Source organism: Pedobacter sp. PACM 27299 (assembly GCF_001412655.1).
GTDB lineage: Bacteria > Bacteroidota > Bacteroidia > Sphingobacteriales > Sphingobacteriaceae > Pedobacter.
In genome coordinates this window covers 5,988,516-6,014,652 of sequence record NZ_CP012996.1, presented here as the reverse complement: position 1 = coordinate 6,014,652, position 26,137 = coordinate 5,988,516, and the positions used below count along the sequence as shown (strand labels likewise).

The following is a 26,137-nucleotide window of genomic DNA, read 5'->3' as shown; positions in this document are numbered from 1 at the left end:
TATCGTTTATTGTGCTGTTTATCAGCTTGTTTTATTTTTTTAAAACAAAACTGCATGTTCATTTGTATGTTCTTATTTGGAAAAATATTCATTTACAGCAGCGCTGGATTTACACAATTAGTCATGCTTCGAAACTTTGGAACGGAGTTTGTATATCTATTGTGGGAATTTAAAAAATTGTTTAGTTTTGCTACGCAAAAAATTATACAATTAATTTGTTTAACCTTAAAAAAGAAAATTATGAATTATTCTACTTTAAAAAAGGGTCTTGCAGTCTCTTTCGTAGCGTTAATGGGAGCAACGACTCTTGCTAATGCACAAGAAACTCCAGCGACTTCTTCTTCAGCCAAGGTATTTGGTGGAAGAGCACAGTACAGATCATGGTCTATTGGTGTTAACGGTGGTGTTTTATCTCCATTTGTTGCTATCGGTGGTACTAATGATTTCAACAAGATGGACGTTAACTTAGGTTATGGTTTATCATTAAGAAAACAACTAGGTCATGCATTCGGTTTAGAAGGTAACATTTTCCGTGGAAAAGTTTCTGGAACTAACAACCCTGGTCCAGACGCTTTAGGTGGTGGTGTCAAAGGTTTTGAAACTGAAATGCAATATGCTATTGACTTAAGAGGTGTTGTTAACGTAGCTACTGTAGATTTCTTACGTCGTGAGAACTCAGTTAACTTCTTCGTAACTGCTGGTTACGGTTTAGTTGCTTACAACCCAATCGTTGACGGAAAAGACAATAAAGGTAAGTTTGGTGAAAATGGCGATAAAGACTTCATTAAAGAAGCTTATATCCCAGTTGGAGCTGGTGTTAAATTTAAAGTATCTGACCGTGTGTCATTTAACTTAGGTTACACTATGCACTTCATCGATGGTGATAATTTTGACGGAGTATATGCAAAAGCAACTACTAAAGATAAATTCTCTTACGGTTATGCAGGTCTAGAATTCTCTCTAGGTTCTAAATCTAAACCAAACCTTGACTGGGTTAATCCTTTAGCTTTAATGTATGATGAATTGAAAGATCCTTCATTACGTCAAGAAGTTGAAGCATTGAAAACTCGTGTATCTAACGTTGAAAAATCTGTTGAAGATTTGAAAAAAGATTCTGATGGTGACGGTGTTGCTGATCAATTCGATAAATGTCCAGGTACTCCAGCAGGAGTTGCAGTTGATGGTTCAGGCTGTCCTCTACCTAAAGTAGAAGTTGCTGTAGTTGACAATAGCAATGTAACTGGTTTCGAAAGAATCCAATTTGAATTTAACTCTTCAGTTCTTAAAACTGAATCATACCCTACTTTAGATAAATTATCTTCAGTATTGCGTAATGGTGGTGGTAAAGTAACTGTTAACGGTTATGCTTCAAGCGAAGGTACTGCTGCTTACAACTTAAAATTATCTAAAGACAGAGCTAACTCTGTGAAAACTTACTTAGTTAACTCTGGAGTTAACGCTAGTCAAGTAATCACTAAAGGTCATGGTGAAGCTAATCCAATCGCTTCTAACGATACTGAAGAAGGTCGTATCCAAAACCGTCGTGTTGAATCTGCTAGAAACTAATTATTTCTAAGTAAATATTGAAAAAAAGAGGGCTTCATTTTTGAAGCTCTCTTTTTTTATGCCTACATTTGTGAGACGTATGTATCTATTTAGAAAAAAAGATCCGAATCGACCAACCAATATCAACCTGAAGATTATGCACGTCATTAATGCCGTTGCCATCTCCGTTTTTGTAGCTGGCTTACTTTATAAGCTGATCAGCTGGCTTTTTTAGCATAAAATAAACCTATATAATTATGAAGCAAATATTTAACACCGACAATGCGCCGGCTCCGATTGGTCCTTATAGCCAGGCTGTAAAAGCAAATGGTTTCTTATTCTTATCAGGTCAGGTGGCCATCAATCCTTTAAACGGAGAATTGACCATGACTTCCATCTCTGAAGAAACACACCAGGTGATGAGAAATATTAAAGCGGTATTAATAGAGGCTTCTTATACCTTTGGTGATGTGGTAAAGACCACTATTTTCTTAACCGATATGGCTTTATTTAATGAAGTGAATGAAGTATACGGTTCTTACTTCGACAGCAAAAGTAATTTTCCTGCCCGTGAAACAGTTGCCGTTAAAGGCTTGCCTAAAGGAGTAAATGTAGAAATTTCTATCATCGCTTGTAAAGGATAAGTTTTGGGGAAGTCTAATCTCAGGTATTTCTTTGCCGGCATTTTATCTTTTGCCATCTGGGGTTTCTTCTCCATTCCATTAAGAAATTTAAAGGCTTTTCCTTCCGAGGAAATCCTTTATTACAGGATCTTTACCTCCCTGGTTTTTCTATGGACTGCGATACTGGCCTTTAGAAAAAAGCAAATCAGAAAAGACCTGGATTATATTGCCGGTTTAGGGAAAAAAGAAAAGAACACCATCGCATTGCAGATTGCTGTGTCTACGGTGCTCCTTGTCTCTAACTGGTATACCTATATTTATGCCGTAAATAATGTCAGTCTTCAATCGGCAGCCTTTGCTTACATGGTTTGCCCATTGATTACTGCATTTGGTGGTTTTATCCTCCTCAAAGAACAGCTTTCAAAGCTAAAACTGATCTCCCTGGCCATTGCCTTGCTGAGTATCATTTTGCTGGCTACAGGCTCCTTTGTGGAAGTACTTTGGTCAGTGATCATTGCTTCCCTCTATGCATTTTACCTGATCATTCAGCGGAAAATGCAAAACCTGGATAAGCTCAATGTACTGGCGCTGCAAATCGGCCTTGCCGTGATCTTCATGCTGCCATTTTATCTTTTTCAGCATGGCGGTATCCCTGATTCTGCCTGGTTTTGGGGCAACATCATTGTAGTGGCGGTATTTTTTACCATCATTCCGCTGTTCCTCAGCCTGTATGCGCTGATCGGAATTCCTTCTTCTACCTTGGGCATCATCATTTATGTAAACCCTATTATTGCCTTTAATGTGGCCATCTTTTATTTTGGTGAACAGGTGGATTCCAATAAACTGATCGCTTATTTCCTGCTGGTCATCTCTGTTGTCGTATTTAATTGGAGCATCATTAAAGATATCCTTACCTTTAGGAAAAAAAACATTTAACTCTTGTTTGCTTCCAGTTTAGATTCCACCATCGAGTACCTGAAAGGCGTAGGGCCTAAGCGTGCGGAACTCCTGCAAAAGGAGCTGCGTATTTTCACCTACGATCATTTACTCAATTATTTTCCTTTTCGTTACATCGACCGTACCCGGTTTTATAAGGTAAATGAGCTGAACAGCGAATTGCCTTATGTGCAGGTATTGGGGCGGATTACCGGAAAGGAACAGATTGGGGAGAAACATAAGAAAAGGATTGTAGCCCGTCTAACCGATGAAACCGGATCGATAGAATTGGTGTGGTTTCAAAGTTTGAAATGGGTTGATGAAAACGTGCAGCGTGGTAAAGTATATATCGTTTTTGGGAAACCAACGGCTTTTAACGGAGGTTTTAGTATCTCTCATCCCGAACTGGAAAACTACCCTAGGCCAGCAACTATCACCGGAAACCTTCGTTTACAGCCGGTTTATAACTCCACGGAAAAACTTAAAAAATTCTTCCTCGATAGTAAAGGGATTCAGAAATTACAGACGCTGGTATTGGAACAGCACCTGTCGGAAGTAAAAGAGAGTTTGCCGGCTTATATTCTGGATAAATACCAGATGGTGACTAAAAAAGAAGCACTGCTGAGCATCCATTTTCCAAGAGATGTGAAAGCCTTAAAAGGCGCAGAACGGCGGTTGAAATTTGAAGAACTTTTCTATATCCAGTTACAGCTGCTGCACAATAAGCAAATCAGAGAATGGAAGTTTAAAGGACATCCGTTTAACTCCGTTGGGGAAAGCGTTCACACTTTTTATAAAGAAATCCTTCCTTTTGAACTGACCGGCGCACAGAAGCGGGTGATCAAAGAAATCAGAACAGACACACAGCGTGGTATTCAGATGAACCGTCTGGTGCAAGGCGATGTAGGTAGCGGGAAGACCGTTGTGGCCCTGATGAGCATGTTATTGGCTAAGGACAATGGATTCCAGGCTTGTATGATGGCGCCTACAGAGATTTTGGCACGTCAGCATTATGAATCTATCACTTCGCTATTAGATGGCCGACTGGCGAAAGTAGGCATCCTGACTGGGAGCAGTACCAAAAAGCAGCGTACAAAATTGCATGCGGAACTGGAAGCCGGAGAAATTGATATCCTGGTAGGTACCCATGCTCTGATCGAAGATAAAGTAGTTTTTAAAAATCTGGCCTTAGTCGTAATCGATGAACAGCACCGTTTTGGGGTGGAGCAGCGGGCTAAACTTTGGCGTAAAAATGCAATCCCTCCTCACATTTTGGTGATGACAGCAACGCCTATCCCGCGTACACTGGCGATGACTTTATATGGAGACCTGGATGTTTCCTCGATTGATGAATTGCCGGTAGGCAGGAAGCCAATTGAAACCCGTCATTTTTTTGAGGGGCAGCGCTTGCGTATGTTCGGTTTTATGCGGGAAGAGATTGCCAAAGGCCGACAAGTATATGTCGTATATCCATTGATCAAGGAAAGCGAGAAACTGGATTTGCTGAATCTGGAAGCAGGAATAGAACAAATGAGTTATCAGTTCCCCCGACCGGATTTTCAGATCAGTATCGTCCATGGGCAGATGAAAAATGCGGAAAAGCAGTTCGAGATGCAGCAGTTTATAGATGGTAAAAGCCAGATTATGGTAGCTACTACGGTAATTGAGGTAGGGGTAAACGTACCGAATGCTTCGATCATGATCATTGAAAATGCAGAACGTTTTGGGCTGTCACAGCTCCATCAGTTGCGAGGAAGGGTAGGAAGAGGTGCCGAGCAGTCGTATTGTATCCTGATGTCTGGCAATAAGCTGAGTGCAGACGGACGTTTGCGTTTAGATACGATGGTAAAGACGAATAATGGCTTTGAAATTTCTGAAATCGATTTGCAGCTGCGTGGTCCTGGAGACCTGACCGGTACACAGCAAAGTGGGGTACTGGAATTGAAACTGGCCAATCTGGCAACTGATCAATTGATTTTGCAGGAGGCAAGGTCAACAGTGATGGATATTCTCGCGGGAGATCCACAGCTGGAACTCCCTGAAAATAGTCTTTTAAAAACATACCTCGCTAAAAGAAGCAGAGGTATTGCTTTAGATAAAATTTCTTAATTAGTCTTCGTCGCTGCCTGGTAATGAGCCTGTACCTGAATATGCTCCTTTTCTGATAATCGGCATACCCAGATGTTTATATAAATCATCCAAATGCATTAAACTGCCATTGGTTAGGTTGCCCAGGAAGATGACTACGATGTTCTTCTGCACATCACGCACATAGATGTGTCTGAATCCATGCCACCATCCGGTGTGGTAAACTACTTTTCTGCCATTCTCACCATCAAACATTCTCCAGCCATAACCGTAGTTAAAGTGGCCATTGATGGCTTTATTATGTCCCTGATAAGCAGAGTCCAAGCTTGCTTTTGTTAACAGCCTGCCATTTTTCAAGGCTTTGTCGTACAATACTAAATCATGGATTGTACTGTAAATTCCTTTGTCCCCAACCGGGCCGTCCAGGAAGTTCTGTACCACAGAATATCTCCAGCTGCGGTCGTGACCAACTACATCAACAGGGATTTTAGGATATACAGTAGTAGAGTATACGTGCGTGTTTTTCATTCCCGCAGGTTTGAAAATATGCTCCATCATATAGTCAGAATACGGCTTGCCGGTCACCTTTTCGATGATGGCTGCCAATACCATATAGTTGGAGTTGTTGTAATGAAAGCGGTTGTCCGGTTTGGTATAGCGGTTGGGCTTATATTCGGCAATCAGGTTCATCACATCATTGTTGCTCATTGGTTTTTTTTTGTCTTTCCAGATGCCATCAGTAAAATAAACGTAATTCATCATACCGCTGCGGTGAGTCAGCAGTAATTTTACATTGATGCCTTCATAAGGAAAGTTCGGGTAGAATTTCTTCACATCATCCGTCAGTTTTAATTTTCCCTGCTCAATCAATTGCATAATGGCCGTACCGGTAAAGGTTTTGGTAATGGAAGCCAGCTCGAATTCAGAGTTGATTTTTAAACTGTCACGGTGCAGGTAGTCTGCCCATCCAATAGCCTTTTCATATAAGATCTTACCATCTTTAGCCACCAGCATATTGCCATTAAACCCATACTTTTTATGTAGGTTCTGTACAAAGTCGGCAATCCATTTATCGCCCTTGGCAGGATTATAAACCAATAGCAAGCTGTCGGCCTTGTCATCTTCCACAGTCCGCTCTTTACTTGGCTCAGCAAGTGTCGCAGGTTTTTTAGAATTTGAACAGGAAAAGAATAATAAAGTGGCTACTGAAGCTACGGCTAGAATATTACGATAAGTCATGAATAATGATGGTGCTTTAAAGACCGGAAAATTAAGGAATATTAACCTTTTAAACGTAAAAGAGTTTTAAACATTATCAGCCCCTATTATTTACCTTATGAAATTGTATACATTTGAAGAATAGCGCTACCATTAAATTATAAAAAACTAAATTTGTCATCACAAAAAAAACACTATGAATTTTAGAACTGAACACGATACCATGGGTGAAGTGCAGGTACCTGCCGATAAATATTGGGGGGCTCAAACCGAACGTTCACGTAATAATTTTAAAATAGGCCCTGAAGCTTCGATGCCAAAGGAAATCATACATGCTTTTGGTTATTTGAAAAAAGCGGCAGCATTAGCAAATACAGAGTTAGGCGTGTTGACAGCAGAAAAAGCAGCATTGATTGCTACTGCTTGTGATGAAGTTATTGCAGGTGCTTTAGATGAGCAGTTTCCTTTAGTGATCTGGCAAACAGGTTCTGGAACGCAAAGTAATATGAACGCCAACGAGGTAATTGCCAATCGTGCACACGTGCTGAATGGTGGTACACTTGCTGATGCGACGAAAGTTTTGCACCCTAATGATGATGTGAACAAATCACAGTCTTCAAATGATACTTATCCAACGGCAATGCACATCGCGGCTTATAAACAAGCAGTAGAGATTACCATTCCAGGATTAGAAAAATTACGTCATACCCTGAGCGGTAAAGTTGCGGAATTCAGCGACATCGTAAAAACAGGCCGTACCCACTTTATGGATGCTACGCCATTGACATTGGGACAGGAATTTTCAGGATATGTACAGCAAATTGACAACAGCGTTAGAGCGATCAAAAATGCTTTAGTGATGATCTCTGAGCTTGCGCTTGGTGGTACTGCTGTAGGTACAGGATTGAATACGCCTAAAGGTTATGATGTGTTGGTCGCTGCTAAAATTGCAGACCTGACCGGACTTCCTTTTGTAACTGCTCCGAATAAATTTGAAGCTTTGGCAGCACATGATGCTATGGTAGAATTGTCGGCAGCTTACAAACGTACCGCTGTAGCTTTAATGAAAATTGGTAATGACATCAGAATGCTGAGCTCAGGCCCACGTTGTGGTATTGGTGAGATCATCATTCCAGACAATGAGCCAGGATCTTCTATCATGCCAGGAAAAGTAAACCCTACACAGCCAGAAGCATTGACTATGGTTTGTGCACAGGTCATGGGTAATGATGTAACCGTTGGTATCGGTGGCAGCAACGGTCATTTTGAACTGAATGTGTTCAAGCCGGTAATTGCAGCTAACGTATTACAATCCGGACGTTTAATTGGTGATGCCTGTGTGTCATTCAATGACAAATGTGCGGAAGGTATTTTACCAAACTTGCCAGAGATTAAAAAACATTTAGAGAACTCTCTGATGCTGGTTACTGCTTTAAACCCTCATGTAGGTTATGAAAATGCAGCTAAAATCGCTAAAAAAGCACATAAAGAAAACAAAACTCTACGCGCTGCAGCAATTGAATTGGGTTTACTAACCGGCGAGCAATTCGACGAGTGGGTACGTCCTGAAGATATGGTTGGCAGTTTAAAATAATTTATAAAAATACCCGGATATGTGGAGATTGATATTATCCCTTTTACTGGTTTCAAGTCTGTTTGCCGCTTGCAGCAGACTGCCCAATGTACAAGGGAAAGGTGAGGCTTTTTTGCAGGGTGTTTGGAATCAGGATAGTATACCTCACAAGGAGCAATTGCTGAATTATACCCAGCATAAGTTCAAATTTACCTGCGACTCGTTCTATGTAGATTTGACAACTTACTCCAAAGTGAACTACTATGCTGATTCTTGTTTTAATAATGGCGTCTGGAAGGAATATGCCAAAGGAGTTTATGAGGTTCGCAACGACAGCCTGATTCTGGAAGGTACCTATACAAAGGCCAATTATAAACAAAAAGTAACCGGTTGCTATCAAATCGGCAGATATGTGAGGAGCTTCTTTGTCAAGTCTTTTGAACCTAATAAATTGTCGCTGGTGAATGCCAGTGATCAAAGGGAATGTAACCTGGTCTTGAAAGAAAAGATCGTCTGCGAACCCAAATCGTTATAAGTAAATATTAATTCTAATGAACACAAAATCGATCAAAAGATCATTGAAAGTTGCCCTAACCGTAGCAGTTATGGCATATCTACCTTTAAATGCAAATGCATGGGGAATGCTTGGTCACCGTATTGTTGGGCAAGTGGCTGAAAGTCACCTGACTAAAAAAGCCCTTAAAGGCGTAAGAGGTGTATTGGGTACAGAAAGCCTGGCCATGGCGAGTAACTGGGGCGATTTTATTAAATCTGATACCGCTTACAATTATTTGTACAACTGGCATTTTGTAAACCTTCCTGGTGGATTGGACAAACAAGGAGTATTTAATTTCCTGGATACAGACCATGATGCCAATGTGTACAACAAAACACTGGAAATGGTAGCCATCCTGAAAAACCAGGCCAGTACTGCAGATCAAAAAGTACTAGCGATGCGTATGCTGGTTCACATGGTAGGTGATTTAAATCAACCGATGCACACCGCGCGTAAGGAAGATCTTGGCGGCAATAAAGTATATGTAACCTGGTTTGGTGAAAAATCTAACCTGCACAGGGTTTGGGATGAAGCCTTAATCGGTTACCAGCAATTGAGCTATACAGAATATGCCGATGCAATTAACCACCCAACAAAAGAGCAGCTGAACGCTTGGAAAAGCAATTCTTTAAAAGACTATGTTTATGGTTCTTATGAAGCCTGCAATAGAATTTATGCAGAAACAAAACCTGAAGCGAAGCTGAGTTACAAATATAATTATGACTTTGCAGGCCTCCTGGATGCACAATTGCTAAAAGGTGGGATTTGCTTAGCCAACATTCTGAACGAAATTTATAGTTAAGAGATATGAAAATTCTAATGGTTTGCCTGGGCAATATCTGCCGTTCCCCGCTTGCGGAAGGCGTGATGCGCCATTTGGTGGAAGCAGAAGGTTTGGATTGGCAGATTGCTTCTGCTGGTACCGGCGACTGGCATATCAACGAGCCTGCCGATAAAAGAAGTATTGCTATCGCAAAAAAGCATGGCTATGACATCTCCAAACAAAGAGCCAGACACTTTAATGCGGATCACTTTGAAGCATTCGACAAAATTCTGGTGATGGATCAGCAGAACGAAAAAGATGTCTTGAGGCTCGCAGATGAAGCGCATCACCGTGAAAAAGTCATGCTTTTCTTACCAGAAAACCTGGAAGTTGCAGACCCTTATTTTGATGATAAATTGTTTGAACCGGTATTTTTGCAAATCGAAGCACGCTGCAAACAAATTCTGGAAGAAATAAAAGCCCAATCCTAATCTTATTGCCTCCTATGGAATCACCAAAACTGTTTATGCTGATGCTAGGCTGCACACCGCCGCCACGTCGGATTGAACAGCATGACATGCTGTTCTCTGTCGCATCGGCCTTAAAAGATCTGAAACAAGAAATTCTTGATTGCTGGCCCGAAGCAGGAGAAAAAATCCATGTAGACGCCTGGCGTGAAGTAACAGCTGTTGATAGCTATCAAATAGAAGTAGTGCCCGCTGGTACTTTAAAAGAAGCACAGGAGCACAAATTGTTTTTCATGAACCTTGGTGGCTATAAACGGAATGAGTTTGATGAGCCTCACTATAAGCTGCTCATTGTTGCTCCTGATATGGCAAGCGCCATACAGCAAGCCAAACAAACTGCATTTTACAAACATGCCGGCTTTGAGGGCGCAAGTTCTCATATTGATGATAAGTACGGTGTAGATGTAGATGATGCTTTTGAGGTGGCCGATGTATTGCATGAATCGATAAAAAGCAATTACGAACTGAAAATTACTTTGAAAGAAGGTTTGCCAGAGGATGAAATCCATTTGGGCTACTTTAAGCTGAGCAGACTTTAAATATTTGAGGAAAGTATAAAATCTAAGGGAGCACAGCTACTAAAAATTGTAATACCTGAGGATGTATCTAAAGCAACTATAAAAGTTTAGTAATCAGCAGCTAATTGAGTTGCATAAAAAACGGGAGTTTTCTTTGAAGACCTGTGAATATTTGCGTTTCCGCAAAGATTCGAGGCTGAAAAGAGAACTCCCATTTTGTTGTTCTGCACCATCCCAAATGGGCAGAACCGTTATTTAAACCCCAAATTCTTTATCGAGGTAATCTGTTACTTTTACAATCGCATCGTCAATCGTGTCACTTAAAATCGTGAAGAACGAGCCGGAACGCGCAGTGGCCATAATATATTTCAAGCAGTCATCCCCATTGTTATTGATGATGATGTCCATATCCGGTTTCACCTCACGGATCCCAGTGATCAATAAATCGATCAGTTCCTGAGGAGGTCTGCCACGAAGGTATTTCTCCTGACATATAATGATCTTATCAAACATCTGCGCCGAAATCCTGGCAATTTCTAAATTGTCTGAATCTCTTCTATCGCCTGTGGCAGAAATTACGCCGATATGCTCTGTCGCGTCTACCGTTTTCAAGTAAGACTTGATCCCGTTAAAACCGTCCGGATTGTGTGCAAAATCGACCATGATTTTAAACTCCTTAAATTTGAAAGTATTCATCCTACCCGGTGTTTGTGCAGCAGAAGGAATGAAAGTCTCCAAAGACATCCTGATGTCTTCAATTTTATAACCGCAAAGGAAGGTCGCAAGCGTTGCCGCAAGGACATTCTGGATCATAAATTCAACACTGCCACCAAATGTTAAAGGCACATGAGTTACTTTTTCTACCCTGATTTTCCAGTCTCCTTTTTTTACAGTAATGTATCCATTTTCATAAATAGCAGCAATACCTCCAGCTTTACAGTGTTCTACTATGACCGGGTTTTTCTCGTCCATACTGAAATAGGCGATGTTACAATCTGCAGCATTGGCAATCTTAATGCAGTACTTATTGTCTGCATTTAACACACCCCAGCCACTTCTCTTCACAGATCCGATAATCACAGATTTCACTCTTGCCAGGTCGTCCAGCGTATGAATGTCGGAAATGCCAAGATGGTCTTCCTGAATATTCGTAATGACCCCGATATCGCAGTGGTTGAAACCCAGACCTGCTCTAAGAATACCTCCTCTTGCCGTTTCCAGTACTGCAAATTCTACGGTAGGATCTCTTAGGATAAACTCTGCGCTGACAGGTCCGGTGGTGTCACCTTTCATTAGCATCGTATTTTGTACATAGATTCCGTCAGAGGTGGTGAAACCTACTCTGGTACCATTACTTTTCACAATATGCGCGATTAGCCTGGTAGTGGTTGTCTTACCATTGGTGCCGGTCACCGCAATAATTGGGATTCTGGTAGATTTTCCAGGAGGGTATAACATGTCAATCACTGGAGCAGCAACATTCCTTGGTAAGCCTTCGCTTGGGGCAAGGTGCATTCTGAATCCTGGCGCTGCGTTGACTTCGAGTACTACACCTCCATTTTCTGTAAGTGGCTGTGTTAAATTTTCCGCCATGATATCAATGCCGCAGATGTCCAGCCCGATTACTCTGGAAATGCGTTCAGAGATGAATACATTTTGAGGGTGAACCAGGTCTGTTACGTCTATTGAAGTTCCACCTGTACTCAGGTTGGCAGTAGATTTCAGGTACACGATTTCTCCTTGCGGAGGAACGGTATCCAGTGTATATTCTTTTTTAGCCAGTAAGTCCAGGGTGTCCCTGTCTACACTGATTTCGGTTAGTACATTTTCATGCCCGTATCCTCTTCTTGGATCAAGATTTTCTTTGTCGATGAGCTCCTGGATACTCAGCTGACCGTTTCCAGTCACATGTGCAGGAACGCGTAATGCTGCGGCGACCATTTGATGGTCGATCACCAGAATTCTGAAATCATAACCGGTGATGAACTTCTCAATAATGACCTTCTTCGAATATTGCTGTGCATATTCAAAAGCAGCTTTGGCAGCTTCATCAGTCTTTACGTTAATCGTAGCACCTTTTCCATGGTTTCCGTCCAATGGTTTGAATACCAATGGGTAGCCTACATTTTTGATGGCATCTTCCAGTTCTTCCGGATTCCAGATCGTTACCCCTTTTGCAACGGGAATTGCTGAATCCTGAAGTAAACGCTTGGTCTCATCCTTATTACAGGCGATATCTACTGCAATAGAGTTTGTTCTTTCGGTCATGGTAGCGCGGAAACGGACTTGATTTTTTCCGTAACCCAATTGCACCAATGAGCTTTTATTTAACCTGATCCATGGAATGTCTCTTGAAATGGCTTCGTCAACGATAGAACCTGTACTTGGGCCTAAACGTTCCAGTTCCCTCAGTTCGCGCATCTTTTGGATGTCGTGTTCCAGGTCGTAGTCTGTGCCTGCAATTAATGCTTCCGCGATTCTTACGGCCGATTCTGCAGCGTAAAGACCAGCTTTTTCTTCTAAATAGCTGAAAACAACATTGTAAATACCCTCAGTTTTAGTCTGGCGTGTTCTGCCAAATCCTGTATCCATCCCAGCAAGTGTCTGGATTTCTAAGGCAATATGTTCAATCACATGGCCCATCCAGGTTCCTTCTTCGATCCTCATGAGTAAGCCTCCGGGTTCGCCTTTGGAACAGCGATGTGTATATAATGTAGGGATTAATTTTTCGATTCTTTCTCCAAATCCGTCAATCAAATTGGTAGGATACTGTTCCATTTCCTCCAGGTCCAGTCGCATTTGAATTAATTTTTTTCTTTTGATAGACCATATATTTGGTCCGCGGAGCACCTGTATGCCTAATATTTTCATTCTAGATTTGTTATTTTGTGTTGGTAGTGACCATATTACGGGGAAGTTATCAGTTTCTTGGATAAGGTCGAACGGAGTGATTAAAGTTAGGTTTTTTTCCGAAAATATTGCGATGAACCCAGTTAAATCTTGGTAATATATTTTACATTCAATAACGGACGGATTATTGTGCTAAATCGAAATGTTGATAAGGTATTAATATTGATAAATAATTCATTGATATTGAGCATTACCCTATATATTTGAAATTTAGGAACGAAAAGATTTATAATGACTCCGAAGGGTAAGCTAATAATAATAGGGGGTGCAATCAACACGGGAAGTTTCACAGAGACAACTTTTGGATTGCCCCAGAATATGAATTTCTTTGAAAGAGGAATTCTGAAGAAAATCACGACGGAATCTATAAAAGGCACTGCATCTCGTTTTGAAATCATGACTACTGCCTCTTTAATTCCAGAGCGGGTAGGAGAAGAATACATCAAAGCTTTTGCACAATTGGATGTTCAGGATGTAGGTGTTTTAAACATCACTAGCAGAGAGCAAGCCAATTCAGAAGAGAACTGTGCGAGGATCAAAGCTGCTGATGTCATTGTTTTTACCGGTGGTGATCAATTGCGTTTGTCTTCTATTTTTGGCGGCACGGCCATCCATCAGATTTTGCTGGACAAGTATCAGGACGAGCCGGTAGTGATTGCCGGAACCTCTGCAGGTGCTGCGGCGAGCTCAAAAAACATGATTTATCAGGGCAGCAGTAAAGATGCCTTGCTGAAAGGCGAGGTTAAAATTACTGGCGGACTTGGTTTTATTGATGGGGTGATTGTAGATACTCATTTTGTGCAGAGAGGAAGGATTGGCAGGTTATTATATGCAACAGCAAGTAGCCCAGGCATCCTGGGAATTGGCTTAGGAGAAGATACAGGGCTGTTTATTTCCGGTGGAAATATCATGGAAGCCATTGGATCCGGCATGGTCATTCTGGTAGATGGTAGAAATATGACCGATACCAATCTGACTGATGTGGAAATGGGACAACCGGTTTCTATCAGCAATATGACGGTTCATGTAATGTGTGATGGTGATATTTATGACCTCCATGAACATAAACTGACCATTCATCATCCCAAGGTGATTCCCGTAGATTAAGATTAATTCACAGCCCAAATTATTAGGATGAAAATTATTATTCATGGTGGCTTTTTCAGTGAGTCTGGAACCAATCAGGAAACGAAAATAGCAAAACAGGAAGCCCTTTCGGCAATCGTTAGCCAATCATACGCTTATTTAAACACACATACCGCATTAGAAACGGTGGTTTATGCAGTGAGCTTATTAGAGGACAACCCGCTTTTTAATGCCGGCCTGGGCTCACAGATTCAAAGCGACGGACAACTGCGGTTGAGTGCCTCTTTAATGGATGGCAAAAGCCTGAAATTCAGTGGGGTGATCAACATTCAAAATATTAAAAATCCAATACAGGTTTCTGAAAAGCTATTGGCTTACGACGATCGTGTATTGAGTGGGGAAGGCGCATTGAACTTTGCAACCGAGCAAGGATTTGGCTTTTTCAATCCAATCATTCCACAAAGACAGCAGGAATATGAGCAGAAACTCGCACAATCTTCCAGGTTAGGAACGGTTGGCTGTGTGGCTTTAGATGTCGATGGAAATCTGGCAGCAGCGACTTCCACAGGAGGAAAAGGATTTGAAATCCCTTGCCGCGTGAGTGATTCGGCTACCGTAGCAGGAAATTTTGCCAATGACCATGCAGGGATTTCTTGTACCGGCGTTGGAGAAGATATTGTCAGTGCAGCACTGGCCGCAAAAATCGTGACCCGTGTAACTGACGGCTTTACGTTAAAACATGCTTGTGATAAATCCTTTGAAGAATTGAAAACTGTTGATGGTTTTGCCGGAGTAATCGGCATTACTGCCTCTGGAGAAGTATACCATACCGACTCTCATGCCTATATGGTATGGGCGGCATTTGACGGTAGTTTACAGGTGTTTAACTAAATTTGTTATATCTTTACAAGATGAACAAACTTTGTTTAGTCATTCTTTTCCTATTCTTTTCAGGAAAGGCAATGACACAAACCAATACTTTTATTCCTCAAGAACCACCAGTTACGAGCGGAGCCATTAATATTGTCACCTCCAGTATGGAAGAGGCAGATGGCAATACCTATTTTGCGGAGGCGATGAAGAATGAAAGAAGAGGTGACCTGAATGATGCCCTGAATTTATACGCTAAAGCAGCATTCGAGTTCAATTCCTCCAAATTGTTTGTTCGCTACGGAGAAGCATTGATGAAACTTGGTAATGTTCATTTGCTGATGAACCATTACACGGAAGCAGAGCAGGTGATCCTGAATGTGGCGTTAAAAAATTATTCCAGAATTGGCAGTAAAGCCGGTCAGATGGAATCTTATTATCAACTGGGCAGGATTTATTTTGCAGCCAATAAATTGACACAAGCACTCTGGTTTTATACCCAGCAGGGGATCATCGCCAAACAGCTCAATAACAATAGCGCTTATGTCGAGTCGGTGATCGGGATCGCTCAGGTGAAAATAAAGAAAAAAGAATATAACCTTGCCTTAAAGGATCTGAATAGGGCAGAACTGCTGTTAAAAACGGTAAATAATGCGCAACTAAAAACCCGTATTAAGGAAACCAGAGCGCTAATCCCCTCAAAATTAGTCGCTAAGAAGTAAGTGCTCAAACCTAAAAAATATAGGTTTTTGTATAAGTATTTTAATTACTTTTGATAAGTTTACAGAAAAGAGACGGTAATAATACTGTCTCTTTTCTGTTTATTCGTGATATTGGTATCATATTAGTTGTGGATTATAAAATGGATTTTAAATTATTCAAAGAAATGTTAAAAAGAACATTACTGGTCATCTTTACTGCTGCTGTATTGGCATGCCAAGCTTCCCCTAAACCACAACAATTAGTGAAGGGCGTAAGTAATATCGTGCCCGACGAACGCCAGGCATTGGTAGTTAGAGAGGTTGTGGGCCTGATAGAGAATTATAATTACAAAAAAATAAAGCTGAATGATTCTATTTCTTCTTTGATTCTTGATAAATATATCAAGGACCTGGATCCATATAGATATTATTTCCTGGCATCCGACATTAAGGATTTTGAGCAATTCAGGTATGCTTTAGATGATGATTTCAGAAACGGTGACCTAAGTGCACCTTTTTACATCTTTAACGTTTATTTGAAAAGATACAATGAGTGGCTGAACTATACGCTAACTCAGGTAAAAGGTAAATATGACTTCGATGAGAATGATACTTATGTGTTTGACCGCGAAAAGATGCCTTGGGAATCTACACAAGCAGGTTTACAGGACATCTGGAAGAAAAAGGTGAAATACGACCTGGTGAACTTGAAAATTGCAGGTACACCGCCAGCGAAAAACATAGAAACCCTGACTAAAAGATATGAAAACCTAAAGTCTCAGACCAATAAGGTGAACAATCAGGATGTGTTTCAACTGATCATGGATGCTTTCACAGAAACTATCGATCCGCACACGAATTATTTTAATCCGGCAAATGCACAGCAGTTCAATGAGGATATGGCCCGCTCTTTCGAGGGCATCGGTGCGAGACTGAAATTGGAAAATGATATCCTTAAAATTGATGAAGTAATCCCTGGAGGTCCTGCTTTCAAAAGTAAATTGCTAAGTGCTGGCGATCGTATCGTTGGTGTAGCGCAAGGTAATGGAGAGTTTGAAGACATCATTGGTTGGAGAATCGACAATTCAGTGTCTAAAATTAAAGGCCCTAAAGGCACTAAAGTAAGACTGAAAATCATTCCTGCCGGACGTGAGCTTTCCTCTAAACCTGTCATTATTGAATTAATGAGAGAGCGTATTGTGATGGAAGACCAGTCGGCTAAGAAAACAGTGAAAACAATCCAGTCGGATGGTAAACCTTATAAAATTGGAATCATTAGAGTTCCTGCTTTCTATGCAGACTTTAAAGCTGCCAATGCGGGTGATCCGAACTACAAAAGTACCACACGTGATGTGAGACTATTGATTGATACACTGAAAAATAAAGATAAAGTGGATGCGATTGTGATGGACTTACGTGCCAATGGTGGTGGTTCATTAGTAGAAGCGATCGACTTAACCGGTCTGTTTATTGATAAAGGCCCGGTAGTACAAGTGAGAAACACAAAAAATGAAATTGAAGTAAATGAAGATACCAATCCTGGTGTAGCCTGGGATGGCCCACTAGGAGTAATGGTAGATCGTTTGAGTGCATCTGCTTCGGAAATTTTTGCTGGTGCAATCCAGGATTATGGAAGAGGAGTGATCATGGGTACGCAAACTTATGGTAAAGGAACTGTGCAGTCTTCGATCGACTTAAACAGGCTGGTAAATCCTTCTTTACTGCAAAGAATCGCAGCATTGGTAAATAAAGATGCTAAAGTGACCGCGACCACCACTAAAGATGGTTCTCCAATTCAATTGGGACAAATCAACTTAACTATGGCTAAGTTTTACCGTGTGAATGGCAGCAGTACGCAGCATAAAGGTGTAATGCCGGATATTCAGTTCCCTTCTCTTTACCCAATGAATAAAATTGGAGAAGATACCGAGCCATCAGCTTTGCCTTGGGATGAAGTGCCTAAATCTAACTTTAAAGCCGTAGCTGACCTGAGTCCATTGAAACCGGAACTGGTTAAACGTCATGAAGAAAGAATGGCGAAATCACTGGATTATAAAACGCTGGAGCAAGATATTGCAGACATGAAAAAACGTGACGGGGAAATTTCTATCACTTTAAATGAAGTCAAACTTAAAGCAGAACGTGATAGTCTCGAAGCTAAATCTCTGGATAGAATCAACAAATTAAGAGCTTCAAAAGGCCTGCCTCCGGTTAAAAAAGGAGATAAGGTGAAGAAAGAAGAAAACGTTGACTTTATCGAAGATGAAAGTTTACAGATCATGGCCGATATGATTAAGCTGACTGATCCTAAGAAATCAGAGCTGGTAAACAGAGGTACTGGTATTAACTAAAGGGCAATATATAATCATAAAAAGAGGAGGATGCCGCAAGACATCCTCCTCTTTTTATATCAGGTGTTTTTAAAGATTATCCTTTTTATCATCTACTCTTTTCTGAATTTGCATGGCCATCATTTCCTTCATGGTCTTGTTCATCCCTTCTGTAGAACCATCCAGAAAGACTACATTGCCCTCACTGTTTTCTGCAAAATGCTTGATGGATTCTGTCCACATGGTAAATAAGATGACAGAAATATCGAGGTTAGCTTCTTCCATTTCCTGAGCCGCTTTGGTCATCCCGTGCGCTACTTCAGCGCGGAATAAAGCGATCCCTTGTCCACGTAACTGAGCAGCTTCTCTTTCTGCCGCTGCGGCAATTTTAATGGCATTACCATCTGCTTCTGCACCTTTGGTTTTAGTAATCAATAGTGCCTGACCTTCATTTTCAGCTGCGGCCTTTAAATTGTTTGAAGCTACAACTCTACTCATCGAACGCATAATTTCCTCGTCGAAGGTGATGTCATTTAGCTGAAGATCCTGTAAATGGTAACCCCAGGTTTCCAATACCTGATCGATCTGGTGTTTTACATGGTCTACGATCTCATTTCGCTGTGCCAATACATTGGCTTGACGCTGGGTAGCTACATAAGCCCTGATTGATCCTTCAATGGTTCTGATCAGTGCTTGCATCAGGTTCGTGGCATCCACAAACTTAAAAGCTACATTCTTGATGGTCTCCTCATCGTGGTTCAGGACAGAGTACAGCAGCATCGCCTTAAAGTACACATTGGCCTGATCTTGAGTAACCGCTTGAAAAGAGAGTTCCACTGAACGGTTCTGTATCGAGATCCGGGAATGAATGTTTTCAAATAATGGAATTTTTAAACTTAAGCCCGGTCTTAATAACCTTCTGTATTTTCCAAAAATGGTAACTACAGCAATAGTTCCTTGTTTGACCGTCACAAAAGAACTCATCAGAATCACTAGTGCAAGAACCACTATAACGTACGTATAAATCATATTGAAGCGTTTTGGTGAATATATTGGCTTCAAGGTACGAAGAAATCTTCTTTTCTGAGTTGAGGCATAGATTTTGCCTGCTCAGTATAAAATACACAGATATTATGAATGTAAAACGCACTTTCGGAACAATATTGACCGTATTAGGTATTGTGGGCCTTATTTATGCCGGTTATGGATTTGTGAAGCATAGCTTGCAAAGCAGAGAACTGATCGTAGCCGGAGTCATTGGGCTGATCTTCTTTGTATCCGGTATTGGCTTAATAAAAAATACAAAGGACGAATCCTAATTAGTTTTTACGACTGATCTTGCCCTTTTCAGAGAAGTCTAACTGGTGTCCTGGGAAATCAGTATCAGTTAGATTTTTTATTTTTTGAAATGCAGCGTCCTGATCGTCCAGTCGTAGGCCGTTGATTTTATCCTGCTTTACCGAAATTACTTCAGCAGCAATAAAATCACCTTTGCCATTTAATTTGATCTGCAGGAGAGGTGCAATGCCGTTTGGACCTTTCAGACTGAACATTCCGTAAGTACAGAAGTTGCCAAGGCTATAAGCGATAAATTTATCTTTATACAATTCTACAGCTCTCGTGACATGGGGGCCATGGCCTAATACAATGTCAGCACCCGCATCAATTACACCATGGGCAAATTCGTAGACGTTGCCCCGGTTTTCCTGGTAAAAGATTTCATTTTTCTTCGGAACATGCTCAAATTTTGCACCTTCACCTCCACCATGGAAAGAAACGACCACGATATCTACTTGCTGTTTTAGGCGGGATATGAGTTCTTTTGCTGCAGGAAGGTTATTGATAGAAACAGTATTTTCATTAGGAGCAAAGGCACAGATCGCGTATTTTACACTGTCTATTTCAAAAATCTGGAAAGGTTTCGACTGTAAACCTGCATAGTTGATTTGCAAAGAATCCAGTATCGCCATCGTACGTTTCCTTCCTGTGCTGCCAAAATCACCTACATGGTTGTTGGCAATGCTCATGACATTAAATCCGGCATCTTTAATAATTCCAGCATATCGCTCTGGCATTCTGAACGCAAAGCAACTATTACCTGAGGTATCTTTACACTTGGTAGATTTACCATTGTTCAGGAAACAGCCTTCCAAATTGCCAAAAACCAGGTCTCCTTTTAAATAGGAGGTCACTGCCTGGAAACTATTCAGGGCATCATCTGCAGGAAGATTTGCTTTACTAGGATAGGCAGAGCCTAACATGATATCGCCAACTGCGGTAATATTAATGGTATCTTTTATTGTTTTTTTTTGGATAGAGTCTGTTTGAACAAGCGGAGCAGTAGGTACACTCGCGCGATTTCCTTCACAGCTGAATAGCAATAAGGCAGATAAGAAGCATAAGGCGAGCGCATTTAATGATTTCATGAGTAGGCGGTATTTTTTCATAAAAAAAGTCCTCCCAGTAAAATAGGAGGACTCAATGTCTTTTGTTTGTGAAGGATTATTCCTCCATCAGGTCATTTTTCACTGGGTCCAGAATTCTGCCACCCTTATAAAAATACCTTGAATAATAGGGTTCGTTTAAATTGCTGATGACTACTCCACGACTGGAAGAGGCATGAGCGAAGCGGTTATCGCCAAGATAGATCCCGATATGTGTAATGCTGCGGCTTTTGATCTTGAAGAACACCAAATCTCCTTCTTTTAGCTCGTCTTTTGGCAATGGATCTACCATGCTGAAGATGTCACGTGAATTGCGGAGTATCGTAGTGTTGAAAACTTTATCGTAAATCGCTTTTGTAAAAGCGGAACAATCAATCCCTCTTTTGGTATTTCCACCGAATCGGTAAGGAGTGCCAATCCATTCGTAAATGAATTTGTAAAGTTTGATGTTAGAAGTTGCATCTACCGCAACACCCATTACCTGAGAAAAATATTGGGAAGCTAAATTATCAGGGTCTTCTAATTTGTTGGTTTCTTTTGATTTTGTCTGTGCATGGACGGCTGAGAGGCTGCACGCGACAATTAGGGTAGAAAACAAAAATTTTTTTATCATACTCTTAAGTTTGGGTAATAGACACTTACACTTAAACGTACACCACTGGGGCTTATTGTCCGGTGCCAAAACTATGTATTTTACAAATGTTATCCAAATGTAAACGGTTTAAAAATAAAAGTTATCCACATTTTGTGTAACCTTAGTGTTCATTTTACAGGTATTTCTTCTATATGTTGCAATAAAAAAGTAGATTTGCTCTTGTAAATAAAAACCAATACCCAAAAATGAGTGCAGTAGAAATTAATAAAGATACCTATCTGAAGTGGTTTGAGTCGATGTTGCTGATGCGCAAGTTCGAAGAAAAAACAGGTCAACTATACGGACAACAAAAAATCCGTGGTTTTTGTCATCTATACATTGGTCAGGAAGCTGTCGTAGCAGGAGCTATTTCAGCGTTAAGACCAGAAGATTCTATGATCACCGCATACCGCGATCATGCACATGCCCTTGCAAAAGGTGTGAGTGCAAACAGCATTATGGCTGAGATGTACGGTAAAGCAACAGGATGTTCAAAAGGTAAAGGTGGTTCTATGCACATATTTAGCAAAGAGCATAACTTTTATGGTGGACACGGTATCGTTGGTGGGCAGGTTCCATTGGGCGCAGGTATCGCTTTTGCGGAGAAATATAAAGGCACGAAAAATGTAAACGTTTGTTACATGGGTGATGGAGCGGTTCGTCAGGGCGCTTTACACGAAGCTTTTAATATGGCGATGCTGTGGAAGTTGCCAGTTATCTTTGTTTGTGAGAATAATGGTTATGCCATGGGTACTTCTGTAGAACGTACTACAAACATGACTGATATATATAAAATAGGTTTAGGTTTTGATATGCCATGTGCTCCTGTAGACGGAATGGATCCTGTAGCAGTGCACACTGCAATGGATGAAGCGGCTCAGCGTGCCAGAAATGGTGACGGACCAACTTTCCTTGAAATCAGAACTTATCGCTACCGTGGTCACTCCATGTCTGACCCAGCTAAATATCGTTCTAAAGACGAATTGGAAGCTTACAAATCGAAAGATCCAATTGAGCAGGTAAGAGAAACTATCCTTCAGGAAAAATATGCTGATCAAGCATGGATCGAAGAGATCGAAGCAAAAGTGAAACAAATCGTTGATGATTCTGTTAAATTTGCGGAAGAATCTCCATGGCCGGAAGCATCAGAATTGTATACGGATGTTTACGTACAAACTGATTATCCATACGTACAAGATTAATTTAGAACGCATTTCATTTAATAATATAGAATGGCTGAAGTAGTTAAAATGCCCAAAATGAGCGATACCATGACCGAAGGTGTGATGGCTAAGTGGCATAAGAAAGTTGGCGATAAAGTTAAAAGTGGCGATGTAATGGCCGAAGTGGAAACCGATAAGGCAACCATGGATCTTGAATCTTATTGGGATGGTACCGTTTTATACATTGGTGTAGAAGAAGGTCAATCCGTTCCGGTAGATGCAGTTATCGCTGTAATAGGTAAAGAAGGAGAAGACTATAAAGCGGCATTAGCGGCAGAAGAAGGTGCTGCGGCCCCTAAAGCTGAAGCGGCGCCTGCGGAAACAGCAGCTCCGGTTGAAGATAAAAAAGAAGCAGCAGCAGCTGGAATTACTGATGCTGATCTTGAAAAGATCGGTGTAACGGTTATCAGAATGCCTTTGCTAAGTGATACAATGACTGAAGGCGTAATCGCTGAATGGCATAAAAAAGTTGGTGATAAAGTGAAGAATGATGACATCCTTGCTGATGTAGAAACCGATAAGGCAACTATGGAAGTAATGGGTTACGCAGACGGAACATTATTACATATCGGTGTGGAAAAAGGTGCTGCCGCGAAAGTGAATGGCATTATGGCGATTGTTGGCCCGGAAGGAACTGACATCAGCGAGTTCCTTAAGCAAGGTGATGCACCTGCAAAACCAGCCGCTGATAAAAAGGCTGATGCTCCAGTAGCGGAAGCTGCTCCGGCAGCAGAAACTACAGCAGCCCCTGCTGAAGGTTCTGATCGCGTAAAAGCATCTCCATTAGCAAAGAGAATTGCGAAAGACAAAGGTATTGACCTTGCTAAAGTTGCAGGTAGTGCTGATGGCGGACGTATCATCAAAAAAGACATCGAAAACTTTAAACCTGCAGCAGCAGCGGCTCCTCAGGCAGCAACAGCAAGTGCAGCCCCAGCTGAGAAATCAGCTTCGGTCAGCATTCCTCAGTTTATTGGTGAAGAGAAATATACAGAGAAACCAGTGACTCAAATGCGTAAAGTAATCGCTAAGCGTTTATCTGAAAGCTTGTTTACTGCACCTCATTTCTATTTAACGATGTCTATTGATATGGACGGTGCAATTGCTGCACGTACCAAAATCAATGAATATGCACCGGTAAAAATCTCTTTCAATGACATGGTGTTAAAAGCAGTTGCGATTGCTTTAAAACAACACCCTAATGTGAACTCTTCTTGGTTAGGTGATAAAATTCGTTACAATGAGCATGTAAACATTGGTGTAGCTGTAGCTGTTGAAGACGGTTTATTAGTTCCTGTAGTTCGTTTTGCAGATGGCAAATCATTGTCGCACATCTCTGCGGAAGTGAAAGACTTCGCACAGCGTGCTAAAGCTAAAAAATTACAGCCATCGGATTGGGAAGGTTCTACTTTCACCATTTCTAACTTAGGAATGTTCGGAATAGACGAATTTACTGCCATCATTAACCCACCTGACGCTTGTATTCTTGCGATCGGCGGAATCTCTCAGGTTCCTGTAGTGAAAAATGGTGCTGTAGTTCCAGGAAACGTAATGAAAGTTACTTTAAGCTGCGATCACCGCGTAGTGGATGGCGCAACTGGATCTGCTTTCTTACAAACATTAAAAGCATTATTAGAAGAACCAGTAAGACTATTGGTATAACTAATATCCTAAATAATCTAAAAAGCTGCTTCGGCAGCTTTTTTTATGCCTGTTACTTTTTGTACTTTTGTCGCTATGTCGAATATTAAACCTTCTCTAGTTAAAGGAACCCGTGATTTTTCACCCCAGGAAATGGTCAAACGCAATCATATTTTTGATACCATAAAGACGGTATTTAAAAAGTATGGCTATGCCGAAATACAAACCCCAACGATGGAAAACCTGAGTACTTTGACAGGTAAATATGGAGATGAGGGCGATAAACTGATCTTTAAGATCTTAAACAGTGGTGATTTCCTTTCTAAAGCGAAACCAGAACTGCTGGCAGCAGCCAACTCAAATGCCCTGACTTCCTCGATTTCTGAAAAAGCATTGAGGTATGATTTAACAGTGCCTTTTGCACGTTACGTAGTCATGCACCAGAACGATATTTCCCTGCCTTTTAAGCGCTTTCAGGTGCAGCCGGTATGGAGAGCTGACCGACCGCAGAAAGGTCGCTACAGAGAGTTCTATCAGTGCGATGTAGATGTGGTAGGTTCAGACAGCCTGTTAAATGAGGCAGAATTTATCCTGATCTACCAGGAAGCATTGAGTAACCTTGGTCTTAAAGATTTCACGATTAAATTAAATAACCGCAAAATCCTTACTGGAATAGCAGAAATCATTGGTAAACCGGAGTTGATTATCGACATGACGGTAGCGATTGATAAGCTGGATAAAATCGGACTGGATGGCGTAAGTAAAGAGCTGTTAGAACGCGGATTTACAGAAGAAGACCTGGAGAAATTGAAGCCAGTCATTCTACTGCAAGGCAGCAATGAAGAGAAACTGCAAAGTTTACGTAAAGTATTGGCAGGTTCAGCAAGGGGAATGGACGGGATTGCAGAGATCGAAACGGTATTCAAATACCTGCAAGGATTGCTGCAGACCACGCCGGATCTTCGACCTGATGTAGAGCTGGACATTACCTTAGCACGCGGTTTAAACTACTATACCGGTTGTATCTTTGAAGTGAAAACAAATGAAGCGGCAATGGGCAGTATTGGTGGTGGTGGTCGTTATGACGATCTGACCGGTATGTTTGGCCTGAAAGGTTTAACCGGGGTTGGAATTTCTTTCGGTGCAGACCGCATCTATGACGTATTACTGGAACTGAATCTTTTCCCTGCATCTGCTGCGGCAGGAACGAAGGTCCTGATTAGTAACTTTGATGAAGCGGCAGAATTATATGCCTTGCCTATCGTACAGCAGTTGAGAAATGCCGATATCGCTGCAGAACTATATCCTACTGCTGCGAAGCTGAAAAAACAAATGAGCTATGCGGATGATAAAAAGATTCCCTACGTGATTTTAATTGGTAGTGATGAGCTGGAAAGTGGCCTTTTAACGCTAAAAGACATGCACAGCGGCGTTCAGGAAAAACTTTCCCTGAATGACATTATGGAGAAAATAAAAAATTAATAGTTTTTGGACATATAAGCGGCCAGTTTATCGCTGGCCTGCTTTTTTACCTTATTCCTTAGAAAGGAAGTCCAGCCCAGTAACTTTCCGGTAAGTCCCAGCGATTGCTTCGACCAGGTATAGAAGTCAAAATGATCCCGGTGCTGTACGATTTTACCATCTTCAATGAGGAACTGCGCATCAATCTGATTCCACACTTTTCTTCCCGTTGCCGAAAAAGTATAATGAGCATCCCAATGTGCTGTCGCGCCATTTTCGGTCGCTTTCACCGCGCTAAATTCTACATGCATATCTTTTCCGCTTTTGATCAGCATTGCCCACATGGCGCGGACCTGTGCTGCATTCAGATCGGTAAATACGGGGTCGCTGAAAGTGGCCTGGTCACTATAACAGTCCTGCATTCCGGCAACATCCTTATTTTTAAAGGCCGTATAAAATTTGGTGATGAGTTCCTGATTGGCGTTCATAAGTT

The 26,137-nt window shown here is 41.3% G+C and carries 24 protein-coding genes; 18 read left to right on the top strand and 6 right to left on the bottom strand.

The window, feature by feature from the left end:
* Positions 1 to 240: 240 nt before the first annotated feature.
* Genes AQ505_RS25345 through recG form a run of 5 tightly spaced genes read left to right on the top strand, consistent with a single transcriptional unit; the run spans position 241 to position 5,213 of the window.
* On the top strand, positions 241 to 1,566 hold the full coding sequence (locus tag AQ505_RS25345) for an OmpA family protein (RefSeq protein WP_062551220.1): 1,326 nt from the start codon (positions 241 to 243) through the stop codon (positions 1,564 to 1,566).
* A gap of 58 nt (positions 1,567 to 1,624) precedes the next feature.
* Positions 1,625 to 1,780, top strand: a complete 156-nt coding sequence (locus tag AQ505_RS27290) for a DUF6728 family protein (protein WP_335337983.1) — start codon at positions 1,625 to 1,627, stop codon at positions 1,778 to 1,780.
* A gap of 22 nt (positions 1,781 to 1,802) precedes the next feature.
* The gene (locus AQ505_RS25340) at positions 1,803 to 2,189 is read left to right on the top strand and encodes a RidA family protein (protein ID WP_062550730.1); all 387 of its coding nucleotides are present in this window, start codon (positions 1,803 to 1,805) and stop codon (positions 2,187 to 2,189) included.
* Positions 2,190 to 2,192: 3 nt separating this feature from the next.
* The gene (locus AQ505_RS25335; protein ID WP_082461715.1) at positions 2,193 to 3,104 is read left to right on the top strand and encodes an EamA family transporter; all 912 of its coding nucleotides are present in this window, start codon (positions 2,193 to 2,195) and stop codon (positions 3,102 to 3,104) included.
* 3 nt (positions 3,105 to 3,107) lie between these two features.
* On the top strand, positions 3,108 to 5,213 hold the full coding sequence (recG, locus tag AQ505_RS25330; protein WP_062550729.1) for an ATP-dependent DNA helicase RecG: 2,106 nt from the start codon (positions 3,108 to 3,110) through the stop codon (positions 5,211 to 5,213).
* Here recG and AQ505_RS25325 read toward each other — a convergent pair whose 3' ends face one another.
* Complete coding sequence (locus AQ505_RS25325; protein ID WP_062550728.1) at positions 5,214 to 6,431, bottom strand: serine hydrolase domain-containing protein; 1,218 nt, start codon at positions 6,429 to 6,431, stop codon at positions 5,214 to 5,216.
* A gap of 175 nt (positions 6,432 to 6,606) precedes the next feature.
* Here AQ505_RS25325 and fumC point away from each other — a divergent pair, with 175 nt between their 5' ends.
* The 5 genes from fumC to AQ505_RS25300 are packed head-to-tail and all read left to right on the top strand — an operon-like array spanning position 6,607 to position 10,368.
* Positions 6,607 to 8,004 (top strand): class II fumarate hydratase, encoded by a 1,398-nt coding sequence (gene fumC / locus AQ505_RS25320; RefSeq protein WP_062550727.1) that lies wholly within the window; start codon positions 6,607 to 6,609, stop codon positions 8,002 to 8,004.
* Positions 8,005 to 8,023: 19 nt separating this feature from the next.
* Complete coding sequence (locus AQ505_RS25315) at positions 8,024 to 8,518, top strand: hypothetical protein (protein WP_062550726.1); 495 nt, start codon at positions 8,024 to 8,026, stop codon at positions 8,516 to 8,518.
* Between the two features lie 16 nt (positions 8,519 to 8,534).
* Positions 8,535 to 9,341: a S1/P1 nuclease gene (locus tag AQ505_RS25310; RefSeq protein WP_062550725.1), complete on the top strand. Its 807-nt coding sequence runs from the start codon at positions 8,535 to 8,537 to the stop codon at positions 9,339 to 9,341.
* Between the two features lie 5 nt (positions 9,342 to 9,346).
* A complete protein-coding gene (locus AQ505_RS25305) occupies positions 9,347 to 9,793 on the top strand; it encodes a low molecular weight protein-tyrosine-phosphatase (protein WP_062550724.1) in 447 nt (148 codons plus the stop codon).
* A 14-nt stretch (positions 9,794 to 9,807) separates the two neighbouring features.
* Positions 9,808 to 10,368: a DUF1543 domain-containing protein gene (locus tag AQ505_RS25300; protein ID WP_062550723.1), complete on the top strand. Its 561-nt coding sequence runs from the start codon at positions 9,808 to 9,810 to the stop codon at positions 10,366 to 10,368.
* Between the two features lie 234 nt (positions 10,369 to 10,602).
* Here the strand turns inward: AQ505_RS25300 and cphA are convergent, their stop codons facing one another.
* Positions 10,603 to 13,218 carry a cyanophycin synthetase gene (gene cphA / locus AQ505_RS25295; RefSeq protein ID WP_062550722.1) on the bottom strand — a complete coding sequence of 872 codons (2,616 nt, stop codon included), beginning with the start codon at positions 13,216 to 13,218 and terminating at the stop codon, positions 10,603 to 10,605.
* A 270-nt stretch (positions 13,219 to 13,488) separates the two neighbouring features.
* Here cphA and AQ505_RS25290 point away from each other — a divergent pair, with 270 nt between their 5' ends.
* From AQ505_RS25290 to AQ505_RS25275, 4 genes are all read left to right on the top strand, one after another.
* Positions 13,489 to 14,364: a cyanophycinase gene (locus AQ505_RS25290; RefSeq protein ID WP_062550721.1), complete on the top strand. Its 876-nt coding sequence runs from the start codon at positions 13,489 to 13,491 to the stop codon at positions 14,362 to 14,364.
* Between the two features lie 27 nt (positions 14,365 to 14,391).
* Positions 14,392 to 15,234, top strand: a complete 843-nt coding sequence (locus AQ505_RS25285) for an isoaspartyl peptidase/L-asparaginase (protein WP_062550720.1) — start codon at positions 14,392 to 14,394, stop codon at positions 15,232 to 15,234.
* A gap of 20 nt (positions 15,235 to 15,254) precedes the next feature.
* On the top strand, positions 15,255 to 15,935 hold the full coding sequence (locus tag AQ505_RS25280; protein WP_062550719.1) for a tetratricopeptide repeat protein: 681 nt from the start codon (positions 15,255 to 15,257) through the stop codon (positions 15,933 to 15,935).
* A 164-nt stretch (positions 15,936 to 16,099) separates the two neighbouring features.
* On the top strand, positions 16,100 to 18,265 hold the full coding sequence (locus AQ505_RS25275) for a carboxy terminal-processing peptidase (RefSeq protein WP_335337982.1): 2,166 nt from the start codon (positions 16,100 to 16,102) through the stop codon (positions 18,263 to 18,265).
* 69 nt (positions 18,266 to 18,334) lie between these two features.
* Here AQ505_RS25275 and AQ505_RS25270 read toward each other — a convergent pair whose 3' ends face one another.
* The gene (locus tag AQ505_RS25270; protein ID WP_062550718.1) at positions 18,335 to 19,273 is read right to left on the bottom strand and encodes an SPFH domain-containing protein; all 939 of its coding nucleotides are present in this window, start codon (positions 19,271 to 19,273) and stop codon (positions 18,335 to 18,337) included.
* 104 nt (positions 19,274 to 19,377) lie between these two features.
* Between AQ505_RS25270 and AQ505_RS25265 the strand changes: the two genes are divergently transcribed.
* Positions 19,378 to 19,563, top strand: a complete 186-nt coding sequence (locus AQ505_RS25265; RefSeq protein ID WP_062550717.1) for a hypothetical protein — start codon at positions 19,378 to 19,380, stop codon at positions 19,561 to 19,563.
* Here the strand turns inward: AQ505_RS25265 and AQ505_RS25260 are convergent, their stop codons facing one another.
* The gene (locus AQ505_RS25260) at positions 19,564 to 20,670 is read right to left on the bottom strand and encodes a CapA family protein (protein WP_062551217.1); all 1,107 of its coding nucleotides are present in this window, start codon (positions 20,668 to 20,670) and stop codon (positions 19,564 to 19,566) included.
* Between the two features lie 76 nt (positions 20,671 to 20,746).
* Entirely contained in the window at positions 20,747 to 21,301 is a 555-nt protein-coding gene (locus AQ505_RS25255) for a C40 family peptidase (protein ID WP_062550716.1), read from the bottom strand.
* A gap of 227 nt (positions 21,302 to 21,528) precedes the next feature.
* On the opposite strand from AQ505_RS25255, the gene pdhA reads away from it, so the two are divergent.
* The 3 genes from pdhA (at position 21,529) to hisS (ending at position 25,665) form a co-directional block, all read left to right on the top strand.
* On the top strand, positions 21,529 to 22,524 hold the full coding sequence (gene pdhA, locus AQ505_RS25250) for a pyruvate dehydrogenase (acetyl-transferring) E1 component subunit alpha (RefSeq protein ID WP_062550715.1): 996 nt from the start codon (positions 21,529 to 21,531) through the stop codon (positions 22,522 to 22,524).
* A 30-nt stretch (positions 22,525 to 22,554) separates the two neighbouring features.
* Positions 22,555 to 24,204: a pyruvate dehydrogenase complex dihydrolipoamide acetyltransferase gene (locus AQ505_RS25245; protein WP_062550714.1), complete on the top strand. Its 1,650-nt coding sequence runs from the start codon at positions 22,555 to 22,557 to the stop codon at positions 24,202 to 24,204.
* Between the two features lie 75 nt (positions 24,205 to 24,279).
* Entirely contained in the window at positions 24,280 to 25,665 is a 1,386-nt protein-coding gene (hisS, locus tag AQ505_RS25240) for a histidine--tRNA ligase (RefSeq protein WP_062550713.1), read from the top strand.
* Here the strand turns inward: hisS and AQ505_RS25235 are convergent.
* A complete protein-coding gene (locus AQ505_RS25235) occupies positions 25,662 to 26,132 on the bottom strand; it encodes a nuclear transport factor 2 family protein (protein ID WP_062550712.1) in 471 nt (156 codons plus the stop codon). The genes hisS and AQ505_RS25235 overlap by 4 nt on opposite strands.
* Positions 26,133 to 26,137: the final 5 nt, after the last annotated feature.